Source organism: Streptomyces sp. NPDC056503 (assembly GCF_042794995.1).
In the GTDB taxonomy this organism is placed as follows: domain Bacteria; phylum Actinomycetota; class Actinomycetes; order Streptomycetales; family Streptomycetaceae; genus Streptomyces.
In genome coordinates this window covers 34,382-52,747 of record NZ_JBHTST010000027.1, presented here as the reverse complement: position 1 = coordinate 52,747, position 18,366 = coordinate 34,382, and the positions used below count along the sequence as shown (strand labels likewise).

The window sequence follows — 18,366 nt, the reverse complement described above, 5'->3', positions numbered from 1 at the left end:
CGCCGCCGGGCGGATGCCGCGGCTGGTCGGGCCGGGCGGTGCCGTCAGACGGAACCGGAGTCGGTGCCGGAGTCGGAGTCGGTGCCGGATCCGGCGCCGGTGTTCGTACGGGAGGCGAAGTCCGTGCCGGAACCGGACAGGAGGGACTCGGCGATGCGGCGGCCGGCCTCCGGGGCCGTCTTGACGCCGCCGCCGTTCCAGCCGCGTACCGCCCACACGTGCGGTACGCCGGTACTGGTGAGCAGCCCGGCCGCCGGACCGTCGCCGGGCGGGCCGTACGCGTCGCCGGCCGGGCCGTACGCGTCGGCGGCGCGGATCGTGTCGAGGTGGGGCGCCGTGGCGAGCCACGGGAAGTGGGCGGCGAGCGCGGCGAGGGTGGCCCGCGCGTGGGCCGGGTCGGGGCGGGCGTCGACCGGCGAGCCCCAGACCAGGTGGGGCATCCCGATCAGCGTCCGGTCCGCGCCGACCGGCTTGGCGTACAGACCGGTCCGCAGGTCGACGAAGGTCGCGTGGGACGGTGCCTCCGGACCGCGGCCGACGATGCTGACCTGGATCGAGCGGGAGCGGACCGGCGTGGCGGGCCGCAGCCCGGGCGCCGGGTCGGCCGCCCAGGCGCCGACCGCCGACACGACGGCCCCCGCCCGGATCGTGCCCGCGTCGGTGACCACCGCCGGGCGTCCGCCGCGTGCCTCCACGGCCCGGACGCGCACCCCGCAGCGGACGACGGAGCCGTCGGCGCGCGCCTGTTCCAGCCAGTCGGCCGTGACCTCCGCCGGGTCCACCCAGCCGGCCTCCGGCTCGACCAGGGCGATCCCGCCGGCCAGCCGGACGCCCGCCGCCTCGGCGGGCCCCGCGACCACCTCGGCCGGGGTGCCCAGGGTCTGCCGGATCCGTCGGGCGGCCGCCCGTAAGGCGCCCTCCTCGGCCGGGTCCGCGACCGTCACCGCGCCGACCACGCGGAGCGGGGCCCGGCCCGAGGCCCAGCGCGCGGGGTCCCGGTAGGCGGCCAGGCCGGCCAGGGCCAGCCCGGCCGTCGCCGGGTCGGGGTCGTAGGCGCGCACCATGCCGCCGGAGTACCCGGTCGCCCCGGCGCCCGGGCGGGGCGCCTGCTCCAGGACGACGACGGACGCGCCCCGGCGTGCCAGGTGGTGCGCGACGGCGGCGCCGGTGATCCCGGCGCCCACCACCACGACGTCCGCCGTGGCGGGGAGTCCCCCGCCACGGGGGGAGCCGGCCGGGGCCGCCCCCTCGGGGTCGCTCACGGCCGTCCGCTCGCGGGGACGGGAACGGCCGGTACGGGCGCGGGCGCCGCGCACCGGGTCCCGGAGGGAAGGAAGGACCAGTCGGCCTCGCGGACCGGCTCGCCCGGCAGCCCCAGCCACTCCCAGACCCGCTCGGCGAGGGCGGGCGTGACCGGCCAGGCCAGCGCGGCGAACACCTTGGCCGCCAGGTACTCCAGGGCCAGGCTGGTCCTGGCCTCCTCCGCCTGCGACGGCACCCGGCGGGCCACTTCCTCGGTCGCCCGGAACTCGGCGCAGCGCCGCACGAAGGATTCCAGGAGGTCGACGTAACCGCGCGCGCTGAACGCCTCCGGCAGGACGACACCGTCGAGTTGACGTGTGGTCAGGTTCAGGTAGCGGTAGAACTCGCGGTGCGCGTCCGTCCAGGCTCCGGTGCCGGGCACCGCGCCGTCGCCCTTCACGTCCAGGGCCGCGAAGCCGCCCAGCCACGCGTGCGCGGCGAGGTACAGCGGGTCCTCGGTCAGCCGGCCGGCGCGCTCCTCGGTGATCCGGGTGACCCGGCCCTCCGGGGCGTCGCGCAGCAGCGCGAGGCGGACGGCGTCCGGCCCCGCCGCGGCGAGGGCGTCGTCGGCCCAGACGGCGTGGCCCCGGCTGGTGGAGAACTTGTCCTCGCCCAGGTGCAGGAACTGGTTGGTGACGAACGCGGCCGGCAGGTGCTCGGCGAGACCGGCGGCGAAGGCCAGGACCGGCAGCAGCACCGCGTAGTAGAAGCTGTTGTCGTAGCCGAGGAAGAGCGCGATCCGCGCCGGGCCGTTCTCCTCGGACTCGCTCCTGGCGGCGTCCAGGAAGGTGAGCGCGAGGTCCGCCCAGGCGTCGAGGGCACGGCCCTCGCCCAGGTCGACGCCCCAGTCGGCGGTCCGGGCGAGGCGGTAGGGCGGCAGTCCCTCGTCGAGGAGCCGCTCGACCAGCGTCCGCAGGTCCGGCGAGGCGGACGACACCCGCAGGTACTCCCGCACCTCGTCCGCGTGGGCGTTCAGATCCAGCCAGAGCGCCCGCTCCGGGCGCGTGACGGCCGCGGTGCCGCAGATCCGGCACTGGACGCCGGTGAGCTCCCGGGCCTCGCCCGGCCGGCCGCACGCCTCGCAGATCTCCCCGTCGCTGGCCGCCTCGCAGTGCGCGCACGCCCCGCGTGCGAAGGCCTGGTGCAGCGACAGCTCGCAGCTCGGGCAGTACGCCGTCTCCCGCTCCTCCTCCCGCACCGCGGGCGAGGCGGCCACCCGGTCGAGCAGCTCCCGGATCCGGCCGGCGTGCTCCGGGTCCAGGGCCGGGCGGGTGAGCCGGTCGACGCCGACCCCGGCCGCCCGCAGGGTCGCCACGATGGCGTCGCCCTCGCCGGTGGCCACCGCCGCCGGGGTCGTGCCGCGCAGGCGCGCGGCGGCGGCCACGTACGACTGGTGGTCGTCGGTGCCGGTGACGTACCGGGCGTCGCGGCCCATGCTGCGCAGGGCGCGCACCAGCATGTCCGCGCGGACGTAGGGGCCGGCGAGGTGTCCGAGGTGGAGGCCGCCGTTGGGCGTGGGCGGCGGGCAGAACACCAGGGTCCGCTCGGCGAGCCGGTCGCGCGGCGGGGCCTTCTCCAGGACGGCGACGGCGCTCGGGATGTGCTCCCAGTACACCGAGACGATGTCGAAGGGATCGTCGTGGTCGTTGCGGATCTCGTGGAAGCCGAACGGCGACAGGTAGCAGACCTGGCCGGGGCCCAGCTCGCGCTCCTCGTCGCCGAGCACGACGACCGCCTTGCCGGCCAGGACGATGAACATCTCGCCGTCCTGGTGGGCGTGGCGCTTCGAGACGGTGTGCCCGGGGACGCTGCCGAAGACGGAGCCGAACGGCAGCCCTTCGATGTCGGTGGCGGACAGCATGGGTTGCAGGTGCATCTCGTACGACCAGCTCATCGCCGAACGGTCGAAGGCGCGCGTGATCAAGGAAACCCCTAGGTGGAGTGGAGGAAGGGACGGCGCGGCGCGGCGCCGGCCACCGGTGTCGGTGCCGGTGCCGGGAACGCCGCAGGTGTCGGTGTCGGTGTCGGGTTCGGTGGCCGGTGCGGGGGCCGTGTCGGTGGCCGGCGCCGGAGCGGTGGCCACCGGTGGCCGGTGCCGGTGTCAGTCGCCGGTGCCGGGCCGTTCGGCCGGGCCGTGCAGCCGCGTGGGGTCGCCGTCGGCGTCGAAGGGCCGGCGGAAGGAGAACGCGAACGGGGAGGGCCCGTGGTCGTGCAGGTGCTCCAGGCGGGCGCAGGCGTCCGCCCAGGTGGGGGTGGTGTCGTCGGAGACCCACCAGGCCGCGTAGGTGGGCCACTCCGGCTTGAGGAACCACTCGTGGCGCCGGCTCAGGGTGGAGCGGTGCAGCCCGGCGTAGACGAACGCGAAGACGGAGTCCAGATCGGCCCAGAGGGAGAGGGTCGAGGCCCGGCTGTCGGTGTCGTCGGTCCGGCCGCCCGTGTAGAACCGGGGCACCTCGAACTTGCCCCAGTCGCCCCAGTCCCGCTGGAAGTTGGTGAGGTGGCTCTGGCCGGGGTCCTCCTTCGCCCGGGCGAGGAACCCGGGACTGCGCTCGGCCTCCTCGAAGGTCGGCGGGGTCAGGTCGTCGAACTCCTGGACCTCGGGGTTTCCGTACGGCTTCCTCAGGATCGCGAACGTCGTGAAGGCGACACGCGACATCGGCCTTTTCCTTTCCTGGAGTCGTCCCGATGGGGGAGGGGGAGGGGGTGCGCCTACGCGCGCGCGGCGCCCGAACCGCGCGCCATCAGACCCCGCATGAACGCGCGCTGGAATTCGGCGGGCTGGATCATCCGGCCGGTCAACGCCAGGTACTTCCCGCTCAGTTCAGGGCTCCCGCAGATGGTCTCGAACATGCGCTGCCGGGTCGTCTCGTCCTTGTCGACGAGGGAGTCGCCGCAGATGCCCTCGGCGTGCGGCAGGACGGTCTTCTCGAACCGCTGCCGGTAGTCCTCCAGTCCGGCCCCGACGCCCTCGGCGTCCAGGGCGCGGCCGGCGAAGGCCTGGGCGAGGAGCTGGGCCGAGAGCAGCGCGAAGCCGCAGCCGACGCCGCTCATGGCGTCCAGCGACAGGGCCGCGTCGCCGACGAACGGCACGGAGCCCGCGACCGGCCGGCGGATCAGGCTCGGATAGTCGCCGTAGCCCAGCAGGGGCCCCTCCGGGACGGCGTCCGCCACCGGGGGCGCGGCCTCCAGCCCGTCGAAGTACTTGAGGAACTCCTGCATCCGGCCGTCCGCGCCCCGCCACCCCTCCACCCGCGACTTCTCGGCGAAGAGCACGAGCTCGGTCCTGCCGTCGACGAGGGGGTAGCTGCACGCGAGGTCGCGGTCGTTCATCACGAAGACCGAGCGCCTGTCCTCGGGGGCCGGGATCCCCCTGAAGTAGCCGAAGAGCGCGGCCCGTTCGTTGGGACGGCTCTCGGCCTCGTTGCCGAGCAGCCCCGCGAGGCGGGAGCGCCGCCCGTCGGCCGCCACCACCAGCCGGGCCCGGTAGCGCCGGGTGCCGGACTCGCCGCGCGTCTCCAGGGTCCAGCCGGACGCGTCCCCTTCGAGGCTCTCCACGGAGGTGGCCTCCAGGAACCGGACGCCGTGCCGCCGCGCGGACTCCCGGATCGCCGGGTCGAGCACCCGGCGCTCCAGGTTGAGGGCGTACGAGTCCGGCAGCTCCGGGTCGTAGCCGGTGCCGGGCGTCTCCACCACGCCGCCGGGCGTGACGAAGACGGCCTTGGTCGCCACCGACCAGGCGGGCTCCCGGAGATGGGCGAGCCCGAGGGGGGCCAGCAGCGGTACGGTGTGCGGCTGCACGAAGTGGGTGCAGAGCTGCTTGTGGTACGCCTCGGGGGTGGCCTTCCGCTCGAAGACCGCCACCCGGTACCCCATCGTGCCGAAGTGGACGGCGGCGGCGCAGCCGGCCAGACTGCCGCCCACCACCGCCACGTCCAGCGGCGCGTCGTCGAACTCCTCGGTGCTCACGGATCTGCTCCCCACTCTTCGGTCGGACGGTCTTCCGTCGATTCCGCCGGGCTCCGGGACGGAGCCGGCTAGCACCCGCAGGCGGCGTGGTGGGCGTGGTCCGGGGCGGCGTTCCCCTCGGTGGGGTGGCCGTCCCGCTTCCACCAGTCGAGGCCGCCGATCAGCTCCTTGACCCGGAAGCCCTCCGTGGCCAGCTTGATCGCGGTCTTGGTCGAGGCGTTGCAGCCGATGCCGTCGCAGTACGTGACGTACAGCGGCGCCCTGGAGAGCCCGGCCAGCGACTCCCGGGAGATCGAGCGGTGCGGGATGCTCAGCGCGCCGGGGATGTGCTCCGCGGCGTACGACTCGCTGCCGCGTCCGTCGACGACGACGAGGTCCTGGCCGGCCGCGAGTGCGTCCCGCAGGTCGGCGGAGTCGATCTCGTACGCCAGCTTGGCCTGGTAGTAGGCGAGTTGGGCGCTCTGCTCGCGCGGCTCCGCGGCGGCCTCGGCCACCGGGGCCGGCGCCTCGGGCTCGCCCAGGAACCGGTCGGCGATGGCGTACAGGTCGCCCAGGGTGCTCGGCGTGACCAGCGAGTCCGCGTGCTCGCCGAGGTCGACGCCGGCGTCCTCCAGGAGGGTGACGAGGACGCTGATGGTCAGGAGGGAGTCCAGGCCGAGGGAGTTGAGCGGGGTGGTGTCGGGCAGCGGGCCGAGGTCCACCGGCTTGCCCAGTGCCGCCTCCAGGTACGCGGCGACCTTCTCCCTGACCGTGTCGTTCACCGCTACGGGCATATCTCCACCTCATCAATAGGCTCGACGGCGCCGTCGGCCGACAGCGCGACGTACGGGGAGTGCGATGTTCGGGCTGCCTGCGCGAGCCGCCCGGCCAGTTCCCGCGCCGCGCCGTCGTCCCCGGGCTCCGGGGCGGGTTCGGCCGGCGTCCAGGCGAGGAGCGCCGGGCGCAGGGGTTCGGGCAGGAGACCGCGCAGGTGCTCGGTGACCTCGGCGAGCGTCCGCCGGTCCTTCGACGCGACGGCGAGGGCCACCGTGTCGCGCCCGTCGCGCCGGACCGGGGCGGCGACCGCCCGGTCGACGCCGGGACAGCCGAGGGCGGCCCGGGTGATCTCGTCCAGATGGGTACGGCGGCCCGCCAGCCAGGTGATCCGCTCGTCGTCGTGCCGGCGCAGCACGAGGGCGCCGGCGGCGTCGCGGACGCAGACGTCCCCGGTCCTGAACCAGCGCGTCCCGTCGGCCTCGACGACGAGCCGGGCGGTCTCCTCGGGCTGGTCGAAGTAGCCGCGCATGACCTGCGGCCCGCCGATCCAGAGCTCTCCCTCGGCGTCGGTCCCGTGCACCTCGGCACCGTCGCGCACCAGCCGTGCCCGCACGCCGCCGAGCGGCCCGCCGACCGGGCAGGGCGTGGTCCGGGCGGTGTCCTCGGGGCCGACCGTGTGGGTGAAGGCGAAGATCGTGGCCTCGGGCGGACCGAAGGCCTGCACGACCCTGGTCTCCGGCAGTCCGTCGGTCCAGGCCCGCAGGACGTCGGGGTGGCAGACCTGGGCGCCGGTCATGACCAGCTCCAGGTCGGGCAGTTTGGCCCGGGTGATCTGCCGCCCGTCGCCGGTGACCAGGCCGAGCATCACGGTCACGGCGAGGAGGTGGGTGACGCGCCGGCGGGCGAGTACGGACCGGATGACCGCGCCGGCCGGGAGGCCGCGGAACTGGTGGACGTAGGCGCCCACCGAGAGGGGCAGCAGGGTGTCCAGGAGCGACACGTCGAAGTGGAAGGGGGAGAGGCTGAGGACGCGGGAGTCCGGGGTGCACCGCAGCACCTCGTTGTGGCCGGTGAAGTGCGCGTACAGGCCGTCGACGGTGATCTCCGCACCCTGCGGTTCACCCGTCGCCCCGGAGGCGAAGACGACGTACGCGACGTCCTCGGGTCCGTGCGCCACGGTGGGGTGCGGGGCGGCGGGCCCGGCGAGGACCTCGGCGAGCCGCTCCCCGCCGAGCAGGGGGGTGCCGGGGGCCGGCGGTCGCCGGTCGCCGAGGGCGATGACGGCGGCGGGCCGCAGCCGGGCGAGCAGGCCCCGAAGCCGGGCCTCCGGCTCCGTGGCGTCGAGGGGGACGTGGACGGCCCCGCGCTTCCAGACGCCCAGGATGATCATGGGCATGACAGCGCGTTTCTCGGCGAGGACCACCACCCGGTCACCCGCGCCGACACCCTGCGCGGCCAGCCACCCCGCCACCGCCAGCGCGCCCTGCTCCAGCTCGGCGAAGGTGTGGGTCACCGCCCCGTCGTCGATCGCGGTCCGGTCCGGCCACTTGCGGGCCGGGGCCGTCAGCAGATCGCCCAGGGCGGGCGGCGGACCGGCCGCGACGGCCGGGTCGGCCGACCACGGCGGCAGGGCCGGCGGTTGGGCTCGGGCTACCACGATCGACCCCGTTCTTCGAGAGGGAAGGCGGTCCTGGCGATCTCCGCGACGGCGCTGCCGGCCGACGCCAGTCGCCCGGCGTACAGGCAGAAGTCGTGCGGGAGGTCGGGGAAGTGGCGGTGGCGCAGCCCCGGCGAGCGGGCGGCCACGGCCCTCGCCCAGTCGAGCCCCTCGTCGCGGAGCACGTCGCAGCCGGCGGTCACGATCGAGCACTCCGGCAGCCGGTCGAGATCGCTCTCCGGCAGGTCCATCGGATCGAAGGCCCGGGCCGCGAAGAAGGGGGCGAGGAAGGAGGTGAAGAGCCGCATGGCGTCACGGTCGAGGAAGAGACCCTCGCCGAAGGCCCGGTAGGAGTCGCGCTCGGTCCGCAGATCGAGGACCGGATAGAGGAGCACGATCCGGGAGAACACCCCGGGCAGCACCCGCAGGGCGAGATAGAGGGAGAGGAGCCCGCCGACGCTGTCGCCGGCCAGGACGAGCGGACGGTCCGTCAGGGTCCGGCAGCGTAAGGAGATCCGCTCCGCCAGCCGTTCCACCGACTCCTCGACGGTGTGCTCCGGCGCCTTCGGGTAGTCGAAGGCCTCGACGGGCGCGCGGAGTTCGCGCGCCAGCCTGCGTAAGAAGGGCTGGAAGACGGAGGTCGAGTAGTAGACCATCCCGCCCCCGTGGACGTAGACCACCCACGGGGCGTCCGCCGCCTCGTCCGCCGGCCGGATGGTGACCGAGTGCGCCCCGGTCCGGACCACGGCTCCGTCGTCCGGGTCGGCCGCGCCCCCGAAACGGGCGACCCAGCGTTCGGCGTTGACCCGGTCCTCCGTCAGCGACCCGGTGGACCCCCGCACCCCCATGATCTTCCTCGCGGCGGCCAGCCTCCCGAACTCGGGGTGGAGGGAGGCCGTTCCGGGATCAGACGGCACCTCGGTCCCCGTCCTTCGCGTCGGACGCGACGTCGCCGTCCGGCGTGAACGCGAAGCGGCTCGCGCTCGACTCGCGGACCGCGTCGGCGAGCCTCCCCATCAGCAGCTTCTCGTCCGTCTTGCCCGTGGAGGAGACGCTGAGCTCGGGCGACCAGGCGATCACCGCCGGCAGCATGTACGCCGGTAACAGCTCCGCCAGCCGCTTCTCCACGTCCGCCACCACGGCCCGGTCCGGCGCCATCACCACCAGGGCGATCACGTCGTGTCCGAGGCGCTCGACCAGGGCGACGGCCGCCCGCTCGACGCCGGGGCAGCTCAGCACGGTCTGCCGGATCTCGCCCAGATGGATGCGGCGGCCCGCCAGCTTCACCTCGTCGTCGTTCCGGCCGCGGAAGACGATGTCGCCGTTCTCGTCGTAGGCGCACAGGTCGCCGGTGCGGTAGTGGCGGACGCCGTCCACCTCCACCACGCGCCGGGCCGTCTCCTCCGGCCGGCCGTGGTAGCCGCGCATCACCTGCTCCCCGCCGATCCACAACTCGCCGACACGGTCCACCTCGTGGACGCCGACCTCGGTGCCGTCGTCCATGATCCGTGCCGTCACCCCGCGCAGGGGCCGGCCGATCGGGTAGGCGCTCACGCGGTCCGGGTCGACGTGCTCGATCTCATGGGCGACGCAGACGATCGTCGCCTCGGTCGGCCCGTAGACGTTGATCACCCGCACCTCGGGCAGGCCGTCCTTCCAGACGTTGATGACGCCGGGGTCGCAGACCTCCGCGCCCGTCATCACCATCTCCAGGTCGGGGAAGTTCTCCCGGGTGACGTGCCGCCCGCCCTCGGTGATCATCGTCAACAGCGTGGAGACCGCGATGAGATGGGTGATCCGCTCGCGTGTGATGACCGTCCGCATCACCGCGCCCGCGTGCATCCCGCGGAACTGGTGGACGTAGGCGCCGAGCGACAGCGGCAGCAGCGTGTCCTCGATCGACACGTCGAAGTGGAAGGGAGAGAGGCTGAACACCCGCGACCGGGGGGTGAACCGCAACACCTCGTTGTGGTTCCCGAAGTACGCGACCAGGTTCGCGACGGTGATCTCCACGCCCTTGGGCTCGCCCGTGGAGCCCGAGGTGAAGATGATGTACGCCGTGGAGTCCGGGTGGTGCGGCACGGTCGGCCACTCCCGGGCCGGGCCCGCGAGCACCGCCTCCAGCTCCGCCCGGCCCACCCAGCGCGCCCCCTCGGCCACCGGCTCCCGGTCGGCCGGCGCGAGCACCACCCGCGCGTCCAGCCGGTCGAGCAGCCCGCGCAGCCGCGGCGCCGGAGCCGTACCGTCGAGCGGGACGTAGACGGCGCCGCACTTCCAGATCCCGATGGCCAGGACCGGCATGAGCGCGCTCTTCTCGGCCAGGATCGCCACCCGGTCGCCCGGACCGACGCCCTGCTCCGCCAGCCAGGCCGCGAGCGTCGTGGCCCGCTGCTCCAGCTCGGCGAAGGTCAGTCCGAGGCGTCCGTCGTGGAGCGCCGGGCGGTCGGGCCAGTTGGCCGCCGCCGTCCGGACGAGGTCCCCGAGCTCCGGCACGGGGCCCGCCTGGTCGGCCGGGTCGACCGACCAGGGCGGCAGCGGGGCTAACGGCGCCGTCGGCGCGGAACGCTCCGTCATGATCCGCCACCCGCCCCGACGTCGTAGGTGAAGCGGACCTTGCTCTTGGTGGCGGCGCCCATGCGCCGGTAGAAGCCGATGCCCAGCTCGTTGTGGGTCGGCGTCTGCCACTCCGCCCAGCCGCACTCCTCGGCGACCGCGAACTCCCGCAGCCGCTCCAGGAAGACGCGGCCGAGCCCCCGGCCCCGGTACGCCTCCTGGAGGTACAGGCAGTCCATGTAGGCGAACCGCTCCGCGCTCCAGGTGGAGTAGTCGATCGTGACGGTCATGAAGCCGCAGGGCCTGCCGTCGTCGAGGGCGACCCAGCCGTACAGCGCCGGACGCTCCGCGAAGAACGCCGAGCGCCACCGCTCCACCTGGCCGTCGTCGGCGAACTCCGACTTCTCGTACGCCGCGTGCTCCACGCACAGCGCCAGCAGTGCGTCCAGCTGGTCCGGCTCGATCGGCCTGACCTCGATGTCGTGCTTCACACCCACCCCGAGAATGTCGTTTCCATGTACGCGTCGAGCGAGTCCTGACCCGTGTCGCCCCGCGCGAGCACGGTGTTGACCCATGCGTCGCGCTCGAACTTCACGATCTCCAGCTCCCAGACGCAGGCGATGAGGTCCCGCTCGGCGAGCGGGACGAAGTCGGTGGTCCCGTCGGCGGCGACCGCCGCGCCGCGCACCCAGTGCTTGAGCATGTCGGCGTCGTACCACTGGCTCACCAGAAGATACGTTCCTTCGGCTCCATGGTGCAGGATCAGGAAGCCGGCCGGGTGGTCCCCCTCGACCGGCGGCCCGCCCAGGACCGAGGCCGCGTGCCGCTCCAGCCACTCCGGCTTCGGCAGGTCGCCCGCACGCTCCGGGTCCGCGAACATCACGTACGCCTTCAGGGCCCGGCCGTGCGCGTGCACCGGCGGCAGCGCCTTCACCAGACGCGGTGAGTACGTCAGAGGATTCATCGGACGGCGGTCCCCGCCCGTCGTGCCTGCGCCATGTCCATCACGTGCTCATCGCCTCCGAACCGTCGTGGTCATCCGTACGGAACGTGCCTTGAACAGCCTGGGAAAGCATGCGATCCGCATATGCCGTGACTCGTGCCTGGTCAGGGCACGAAGGGCTTCGACGGATCCTCATATGGGACGGTACATCCCTGCATGGGGCCTGTGTGCGATGCGATCATAGAGTTTGGGAGGTCGCCGCGAAAGCCCCCCCTGACCTCGTCGTTTGTGTGACACCTCGTCACTTCCCGAGGGTCGTGGCCCTTGTTGTCCAGTCGGATGTCCGAGAGTCGCGTGGCGTGTTCACCCCTTTCGCGCGGCGGCTCCGGCGGGTATTCATTCGGTGTTCGGAGCCGTTCCGCGACGAAGGGGAGCACATGCGATTCCAGCCGGTGACGAGGGCGCGTTCCTCCCTCGTCGCGACCTTCGGCGGGCTCCCCTCCGGCTTCTGGTGGCTCTGGACCGCGCAACTCGTCAACCGCGCCTGCGGGTTCGTGATGCCGCTGCTCGCCTTCTACATCACTGAGGAGCTGGACCGCAGCGCCGCCTTCGCCGGCACCGTCGTCGCCGGCATCGGCGTCGGATCGCTCCTGGCGGGCCCGTTCGGCGGCGCCCTGGGCGACCGCTTCGGCCACAAGCCCACCCTCGTCGGCGCGCTCGCCGCCACCGCGGCCGGCATGATCGCCCTCTCCTACGCCCGCTCGCCCTGGGCCCTGCTCGTCGGCGCCTTCGTGGTCGGCGTGGTGAACAACGCGACCCGGCCCGCCCACAACGCGCTCATCGCCGACGTCATCCCCGGCAAGGACCAGGTCCGCGCCTACTCGCTCAACTTCTGGGCCATCAACGTCGGTTACTCCATCGCGATGCTCTCCGTCGGCCTCGTCTCGCTCACCGGCTACACCGCGCTCTTCTGGCTCAACGGCGCCACCACCCTGGTCGGCGCCGTGATGATCGCCCTCCGCGTGCCGGGCCGCGCCCCGGCCGCCGCGCCCTCCGACGCCCAGGAGGCCGGCGAGGGGTTCGGCGCCGTCCTGCGCGACCGGAGCTTCGTGGCCTTCGTCGCCGCGCAGTTCCTCGTCCTCACCGTCCTCCTCCAGTCGGAGAGCGGACTGCCCATCGCGATGGGCCAGGACGGCTTCTCGCCGAGCACCTACGGGCAGGTGGCCGCGCTCAACGGCATCGTGATCGTCGCCGTGCAACTGCCCCTCACCCGGCTCTACAAGCGCTTCCCCGAATCCTGGGTGCTGGCCGGGTCGTCGGCGCTGATCGGCGTCGGCTACTCGGTCCTCCTCTTCGGCGACTCCGCCTGGTTCTACGGAGCGTCCATCGTGGTGTGGACCCTCGGCGAGATCGGCAACACCCCCACCAGCTTCGCGCTCGTGGCACGCATCTCCCCGGAGCATCTGCGCGGCCGCTACCAGGGCCTCTACCAGGTCGCCTGGACCGGATCCGCGGTCGTGGCGCCGCTGGTCGGCGGCTGGGTGATCCACACCTGGGGCGCCGCCCCGCTCTGGGTCGGCTGCCTCGTCGTCGCCGTCGCCGCGGCCGCCGCGCAGCTGGGCATCGGCACCCGCCTCACCCGCCGCGTGAAGGCGACGCAGGCGGCCGAACCACAGCCGGCCACGTCGGGGTCGGCCCCGGAGAAGGGCTGAGCGGGCGCGGGAGGCCTGCCGGTCCCCCTTGGGCCGGCCGGTCCCCCTTCCCGGAGGGAACCTTTCTCCCCGCCCCGCCGTCTTCCTTTCCGGAAGCCGTGATCCATCGTGTGCGACCCGAGTGAGGTGCCATGCGGACGAACGACCCGAACAGCCAGGACACCCTGGAGACGACCCTGGCCGACGGCCGGCGGATGACGCTCTCCCTGCCCGCCACGAACGCCGGCTGGGCCGCCGACGGCCTCGCCGCGCTGCGCCCCGTACGCCCCACCCACACCGGCCGCGGCGAGGAGCCGCCCGCCCTCCCCGAGCGGCCCGCGCTCCCGATGGAGGTCGCCCTCCTGGGGTTCGGCCTGTAGCGCTCCGACCTGTAGGGCTCCGGTCCGGGGCTCCGGATTCGCGAGCCCCCGGCCGGGGCTCCGGTTCGCGAGCCCCCGGCCAGGGGTTCCAGGCCGGGAGGACTCTGGCCCGAGGGGCTCCGGCCTCTGGAGTCTCGGCCCGGAGCCCCGGCCCGCGGCCGCCGGAGCGGGTGCCGTGCCCGCCCCGGCGTGGTGTGCTGGTGGGTGAGGGGGTGGAGCGTCGCCTCACGAGGAGGAAGGGTCATGGCGATCCTCGTCCACGCCGTCCTCGACGGAGTCACCACGGACCAGTACGACACGCTCAACGCCAAGCTCCAGTCCACCCCCGAGATCTTCGAAGGGTGCATCGCGCACGCGTGCGTGTCGACCGACAGCGGCCTGGAGGTCTTCGACCTCTGGGCGAGCGAAGCGCAGATGAAGGCGTTCGCGGACAAGATGCTGCCCGTCGCGATCGGCCTCGGCTGGCCGGAGGGCCCGGCGCCCCGCGTCGTCCCCGTCTACAAACACTGGGTGCCCGGCGCCTGACCACCTCCGGTGCGGCCGGCGGTGTGGCCGGACCGCCGCGCTGCCGGGGCCGGAAGGGGCGAGCGGGTTACGGTCGCCGGTATGGCCGGTGATCGACGCGGATGGCTGCGGTGTCTGCTCGGCGGAGCGGTGTTCGTGGTGTGCATGGCCGGCACCACGCTCCCGACCCCGCTCTACCCCCTCTACCAGGAGGAGTTCGGCTTCTCCGAACTGACCGTCACCGTGGTGTACGCCGTGTACGCCTTCGGCGTCATCGGTGTGCTCCTCCTCGCGGGCAACGCCTCCGACACCATCGGCAGGCGCCCCACCCTCCGCTGGGGCCTCGGCTTCGCGGCGGCGAGCGCCGTCTGCTTCCTCTGCGCCGACGCCCTGGGCTGGCTGTACGCGGGCCGGCTGCTCTCGGGCCTCTCGGCGGGTCTCTTCACCGGCGCCGCCACCGCGTACGTCATGGAGCTGGCGCCGCCCGGCGGCGCCGCCCGTGCCACCCTCGTCGCGACCGCCGCCAACATGGGCGGCCTCGGCTGCGGCCCCCTCCTCGCCGGCCTCCTCGCGGAGTACGCCCCCGAGCCGCTGCTGCTGCCCTTCGCCGTCCACCTCGTCCTCGTCGGGCTCTCGGCCCTGGTCCTCCAGTGGCTGCCCGAGACGGTGGAGGACCGCCGGCCCCTCAGCGCCGTGCGCCCCCGGAAGCCCGCCCTGCCGGCCCGGGTGCGCGGGGTGTTCGTACCGGCCGCCGTCGCCTCCTTCGCGGGCTTCGCCCTCTTCGGCGTCTTCACCTCCGTCAGCCCCGCCTTCCTCGCCCGCTACCTCCACGTCGACGACCACGCCGTCAGCGGCCTCGTCGTCGCCCTCGCCTTCTTCGCCTCCACCGCCGGCCAGGTCGCCGCCGGCCGCGTCGGCGCCACCCGCTCCCTGCCGCTGGGGTGCGCCGTCCTCTTCGCCGGTCTCGTCCTGCTCGCCTGCGCCCTCGCCACCGACCACCTGCTCTTCATCGTCCTCGCCGCCCTCGTCGGCGGCATCGGTCAGGGCCTCGCCTTCCGGGCCTCGCTCTCGGCCGTCGCCGAGGCCTCGCCCCCGGACCAGCGGGCCGCCGTCATCTCGTCCCTCTTCGTCGTCGCGTACACCGGCATCTCCATCCCGGTGATCGGCGTCGGCCTGCTCGCCGACCCCCTCGGCCTGGAGGGCGCGGGCCTGGTCTTCATCGCCTGCATGCTGGTCCTGGTCGCTTCCGCCGCCGCGTACCTGCTGCGGCGCGCCCGCGCGGCGGCCTAGACCGTCCCCCCCGGATCCCGCCCGGCCCGCGGCAGGATCCGCTCGCGGCGGGATCCGGAAGGGACGGCCTGGCGTCGGCCCCACACCGTGAGCATCGCCTAGCGCCGGCCCCACACCGTGAGCATCCCGGCCGACAGCGCCGCGCACTCCTCCGACTCCAGATAGCGCACCGCCCCGTCCAGGGCGGCGTCGTCCACCAGCCCCGTGGCGACCATCGCCGCCCGGCTGCGCTCCCAGGTGTCCGCCCAGAAACGGCTGATCGGACTGCCCGGCACCAGTGGCGGCACGTGGATCTCGGCCCCCACCCGCCGCAGCCCGGCCGCGCGCAGCAGGGCCGGGTACGACGGCACCCAGGAGACGTCCGTGCCGATGGTGTCCCCGAGCCCCCGCCACATCGCCCGCATCGCCACCGCGTACGGCGTCCCGGGCGCCCCCTCGCTCGTCAGGTCGACGGCGTCGCTCAGCACCAGCACCCCGCCGGGCTCGACCAGCCCGGCCAGCCGGGCCACCACGCGCTCCCGCTCCGGGAGGTGCATCAGCACGAACCGCGCGTGCACCAGCCGGAACCGGCCCGGGGCGAAGCCGGGGTCGGTGACGTCGGCCTCCAGCAGTTCGAGACCCGGCACGGGCCGCCCGGCGAGGAACCGCACGTCCCGGTCGACCGCGAGCACCCCCGCCACCCCGGCCTCCTGAAGGAGCCGGCGGGACACCGTCCCCGTGCCGGCCCCCACGTCCAGGCACCGCCACCCCGGCCCGACGCCGAGCGCCCTCAGCCGCGCCATCGTGACGTCGTCGTAGGCGAGCGCACCGAAGTCGATCCGCTCGCCCTCCCCGGCCTGCTCGGGCCGGAACACGGCCTCGCCGTACCGGGGACGTGCCGGCGCCACTCCGGCGGCCGGGTCCTGATCGCGCGGTTCCATGGGCGAAGGTCCCTTCACGCGGAGGGAGCGACGGCTACGGCGACGGTGACGCGTGCGGAGCACGCCCCGGACCGCCGGCGTCCCGTCGATCGTCCACCCCGGCGCCCCCGCCCGCCATCCGGGCGGGCCGGCGGGCCGGGCGGGCCGCGCCGCGCCCGAGGCGCCAGGAGCGGTCCCCGGTCCTTCCGGCGGGCTCAGGAGGGCACGGCGGGCGCCCCTTCCAGATGCACCAGCCGGACGTGATGGGCCTCGCGTGCCAGCTCGCGGCCGCGCCCGTCGGTCAGCCGCCCGGTCACCTCGTACAGGCCGCAGTGCGACCGGCCCACGGGCATCCGCTCCGGCGGGAGCCGCACCTCGTACGGCCCGCCGCTGCGGAAGCCGCCGAGCAGCGTCCGGGTGGTGGCGAGGACCAGGCCGTCCCGGGCGCGCTCCGCCTCGAAGGTCAGCCCGTCGACCTCCCGGTCCAGCCGGAAGGTCAGCCCGACACTCACCACCGAGCCCTCCGGGAGGACCAGCGGCGCGGCCCGGCCGGACCCGCTGCCCAGGGCCACCGGGAGGCGGCCCCTCTCCTCCGTGTGCAGGGACACGTCCAGGAGGCGGAAGGCGGAGCGGGGGAGATCCATGGCTACATGGGGCCGGTGTACGGAGGGCCGTGCCGCAGGGGCCTGTCCTCGGACGGGGGCGTGGCCATGCCGTACGGGGGTACGTCGTCGGTCGCCGTCGCCGGGTCGGTGGGCGTACCGCCGCCCGAGCTGTCCGCGGGGCGGAGCCGGCCGCGCCAGCCGCCGGTCGCCCGGTCGCGGTCCTCGATGAAGTCCTTGAACCGGTGCAGGTCGCCCTCGATGCGGTTCTCCACGATCCCCATCGCCTTCGCCGCCTTCTCGGCCATGCCCGTGGCCTCCACCTCCATGGCGAGGCGCACACGCGTGTGCGCGTCGTCCACCCGCTCGAAGGTGACGACGCCCTTCTGCTTCACGTCGCCGCCGACCGTCCGCCACGCGATGCGCTCGTCGGGGAGCTGGTCGACGATCTCGGTGTCGAACTCGCGGGTCGCGCCGGCGATCCTGGTCCGCCAGTGGCAGAGCCGGTCGTCGAGCTGCCGGACCTCCTCGACCCCGTCCATGAAGCGCGGAAACTCCTCGAACTGCGTCCACTGGTCGTAGACCTCGCGCAGCGGAGCCTCCACCTCGATCGTGTCGTACACCATCTCTTTCATCTCCCTGCCGTCGGCATGGCACTGTCGGCGCGCGGCTACCCGCCCCGGCAGGCCGTAACCGCCGCACGCGCGCGTGCGGCGGTCCGGGACGGGCAGCCGCGCCGGACGAAGCCGAGCGGAGGCAGCCCGTGAGGACGGTCGGACCGCCCGGTGGGGGTACGCCCCCAGGGGACGCCGCCGTGCGGACAAGGCCCCGAGCTCCGGCACGGAGCGCCCGCACCCTCGACCTGCGCACCGGCACCGGCACCGGCGTCCTCGCCCTCGCGGCGGCCCGCCGGGGTGCCAGGACCACCGCTGCCGCCGCCCCCGTCATCCCCGCCCCCGTCACCCCCGCCACCGCCGTCCACGGCGACGGCGCCCGCATGGGCCGTCCCGACCAGGGCAGGCGCACGGTGCCGGCGCCCGAGGAAGGCGCCGCCGCAGCGGCACCCCTCCGTCCCCGGGAGACGCGATGACCCCGCACCCCGCGCCGCAGACCCGCGGCGCCGCCCTGTTCGACCTCGACGGCACCCTCGTCGACACCACCTACCTCCACACCCTCACCTGGTGGCTGGCCCTGCGCCAGCACGGCCACGTCGTGCCGATGTCCCGCATCCACCACGCCGTCGGCATGGGCGCGGACCGGCTCCTCGACGCCGTGCTCGGCGCGGACCGGCGGGCCGAGGAGGACGACGCGATCGCGAACGCCCACGGCACGCTCTACGCCACCTGGTTCGACACCCTCGCCCCCTTCGAGGGCGCCGCGGAGCTGCTGCGCGCCACCGCCGCCCGCGGCTGGCGGATCGTGCTCGCCAGCTCCGCGTCGGACGAGGAGGTGGCCGCCGTACGCGCCAGGCTCGGCGCCGACGACGTCATCGACGCGGCCACCTCGGGCTCCGACGTGTCCGCCACCAAACCCGCCCCCGACCTGGTGCGGGCCGCGCTGGACAGGGCGGGCGCGGAACCGGAGGACGCCGTGCTCGTCGGCGACACGGTGTGGGACGTCGAGGCCGCGGGCCGCGCCGGTGTGCCCTGCATCGGGCTCCTCACCGGCGGCACCACCCGCCGCGAACTGGAGGACGCCGGCGCGGTCCTCGTCTACGACGACGCCGCCACCCTCCTCCGCCACCTGGACACCGGCCCCCTCTCCCGTCCGCCCCGCTGAGCGCGGTCGGGCATGCCCGACCCGGGAGGGGGCAGGCGCCACAC

Annotated in this window: 19 protein-coding genes; 6 read left to right on the top strand and 13 right to left on the bottom strand. The window is 74.4% G+C overall.

Annotation, left to right across the window (positions count from 1 at the left end):
• Nucleotides 1-44 precede the first annotated feature (44 nt).
• The 10 genes from ACFQ8C_RS11365 to ACFQ8C_RS11320 all read right to left on the bottom strand — a co-directional run bounded on the left by ACFQ8C_RS11365 (nt 45) and on the right by ACFQ8C_RS11320 (nt 11,198).
• On the bottom strand, nt 45-1,262 hold the full coding sequence (locus tag ACFQ8C_RS11365; RefSeq protein WP_383454920.1) for an NAD(P)/FAD-dependent oxidoreductase: 1,218 nt from the start codon (nt 1,260-1,262) through the stop codon (nt 45-47).
• The gene (locus ACFQ8C_RS11360) at nt 1,259-3,226 is read right to left on the bottom strand and encodes a class I tRNA ligase family protein (protein WP_383454918.1); all 1,968 of its coding nucleotides are present in this window, start codon (nt 3,224-3,226) and stop codon (nt 1,259-1,261) included. Before ACFQ8C_RS11360 ends, ACFQ8C_RS11365 begins: the two co-directional genes overlap by 4 nt.
• Before the next feature lie 177 nt (nt 3,227-3,403).
• Nucleotides 3,404-3,958 (bottom strand): DUF3291 domain-containing protein, encoded by a 555-nt coding sequence (locus ACFQ8C_RS11355; RefSeq protein WP_383454915.1) that lies wholly within the window; start codon nt 3,956-3,958, stop codon nt 3,404-3,406.
• Nucleotides 3,959-4,011: 53 nt separating this feature from the next.
• The gene (locus ACFQ8C_RS11350; protein ID WP_383454913.1) at nt 4,012-5,268 is read right to left on the bottom strand and encodes an NAD(P)/FAD-dependent oxidoreductase; all 1,257 of its coding nucleotides are present in this window, start codon (nt 5,266-5,268) and stop codon (nt 4,012-4,014) included.
• 68 nt (nt 5,269-5,336) lie between these two features.
• Entirely contained in the window at nt 5,337-6,041 is a 705-nt protein-coding gene (locus ACFQ8C_RS11345; protein ID WP_383454911.1) for a rhodanese-like domain-containing protein, read from the bottom strand.
• Complete coding sequence (locus ACFQ8C_RS11340; RefSeq protein ID WP_383454909.1) at nt 6,032-7,681, bottom strand: AMP-binding protein; 1,650 nt, start codon at nt 7,679-7,681, stop codon at nt 6,032-6,034. Before ACFQ8C_RS11340 ends, ACFQ8C_RS11345 begins: the two co-directional genes overlap by 10 nt.
• Nucleotides 7,675-8,598 carry an alpha/beta hydrolase fold domain-containing protein gene (locus ACFQ8C_RS11335; RefSeq protein ID WP_383454906.1) on the bottom strand — a complete coding sequence of 308 codons (924 nt, stop codon included), beginning with the start codon at nt 8,596-8,598 and terminating at the stop codon, nt 7,675-7,677. The genes ACFQ8C_RS11340 and ACFQ8C_RS11335 overlap by 7 nt, the downstream gene beginning before the upstream one ends.
• Nucleotides 8,588-10,255, bottom strand: a complete 1,668-nt coding sequence (locus ACFQ8C_RS11330) for an amino acid adenylation domain-containing protein (RefSeq protein ID WP_383454903.1) — start codon at nt 10,253-10,255, stop codon at nt 8,588-8,590. The genes ACFQ8C_RS11335 and ACFQ8C_RS11330 overlap by 11 nt, the downstream gene beginning before the upstream one ends.
• Nucleotides 10,252-10,731: a GNAT family N-acetyltransferase gene (locus tag ACFQ8C_RS11325; RefSeq protein ID WP_383454900.1), complete on the bottom strand. Its 480-nt coding sequence runs from the start codon at nt 10,729-10,731 to the stop codon at nt 10,252-10,254. Before ACFQ8C_RS11325 ends, ACFQ8C_RS11330 begins: the two co-directional genes overlap by 4 nt.
• Nucleotides 10,722-11,198 (bottom strand): hypothetical protein, encoded by a 477-nt coding sequence (locus tag ACFQ8C_RS11320; protein ID WP_383454897.1) that lies wholly within the window; start codon nt 11,196-11,198, stop codon nt 10,722-10,724. The genes ACFQ8C_RS11325 and ACFQ8C_RS11320 overlap by 10 nt, the downstream gene beginning before the upstream one ends.
• 416 nt (nt 11,199-11,614) lie before the next feature.
• Here ACFQ8C_RS11320 and ACFQ8C_RS11315 point away from each other — a divergent pair, with 416 nt between their 5' ends.
• From ACFQ8C_RS11315 to ACFQ8C_RS11300, 4 genes are all read left to right on the top strand, one after another.
• A complete protein-coding gene (locus ACFQ8C_RS11315) occupies nt 11,615-12,889 on the top strand; it encodes an MDR family MFS transporter (protein ID WP_383454895.1) in 1,275 nt (424 codons plus the stop codon).
• Between the two features lie 131 nt (nt 12,890-13,020).
• The gene (locus tag ACFQ8C_RS11310; RefSeq protein ID WP_383454892.1) at nt 13,021-13,248 is read left to right on the top strand and encodes a hypothetical protein; all 228 of its coding nucleotides are present in this window, start codon (nt 13,021-13,023) and stop codon (nt 13,246-13,248) included.
• Nucleotides 13,249-13,491: 243 nt separating this feature from the next.
• A complete protein-coding gene (locus ACFQ8C_RS11305; protein ID WP_383454889.1) occupies nt 13,492-13,773 on the top strand; it encodes a hypothetical protein in 282 nt (93 codons plus the stop codon).
• 81 nt (nt 13,774-13,854) lie between these two features.
• On the top strand, nt 13,855-15,042 hold the full coding sequence (locus ACFQ8C_RS11300; RefSeq protein ID WP_383454886.1) for an MFS transporter: 1,188 nt from the start codon (nt 13,855-13,857) through the stop codon (nt 15,040-15,042).
• 98 nt (nt 15,043-15,140) lie between these two features.
• Here ACFQ8C_RS11300 and ACFQ8C_RS11295 read toward each other — a convergent pair whose 3' ends face one another.
• The 3 genes from ACFQ8C_RS11295 to ACFQ8C_RS11285 form a co-directional block, all read right to left on the bottom strand.
• Complete coding sequence (locus ACFQ8C_RS11295) at nt 15,141-15,962, bottom strand: class I SAM-dependent methyltransferase (protein WP_383454883.1); 822 nt, start codon at nt 15,960-15,962, stop codon at nt 15,141-15,143.
• Nucleotides 15,963-16,156: 194 nt separating this feature from the next.
• On the bottom strand, nt 16,157-16,585 hold the full coding sequence (locus ACFQ8C_RS11290; protein ID WP_383454881.1) for a hypothetical protein: 429 nt from the start codon (nt 16,583-16,585) through the stop codon (nt 16,157-16,159).
• A 2-nt stretch (nt 16,586-16,587) separates the two neighbouring features.
• Complete coding sequence (locus tag ACFQ8C_RS11285) at nt 16,588-17,169, bottom strand: SRPBCC family protein (RefSeq protein WP_383454879.1); 582 nt, start codon at nt 17,167-17,169, stop codon at nt 16,588-16,590.
• A 188-nt stretch (nt 17,170-17,357) separates the two neighbouring features.
• On the opposite strand from ACFQ8C_RS11285, the gene ACFQ8C_RS11280 reads away from it, so the two are divergent.
• Entirely contained in the window at nt 17,358-17,633 is a 276-nt protein-coding gene (locus ACFQ8C_RS11280; protein WP_383454877.1) for a hypothetical protein, read from the top strand.
• On the top strand, nt 17,630-18,322 hold the full coding sequence (locus ACFQ8C_RS11275; protein ID WP_383454874.1) for an HAD family hydrolase: 693 nt from the start codon (nt 17,630-17,632) through the stop codon (nt 18,320-18,322). Before ACFQ8C_RS11280 ends, ACFQ8C_RS11275 begins: the two co-directional genes overlap by 4 nt.
• The last annotated feature ends 44 nt before the right edge of the window (nt 18,323-18,366 follow it).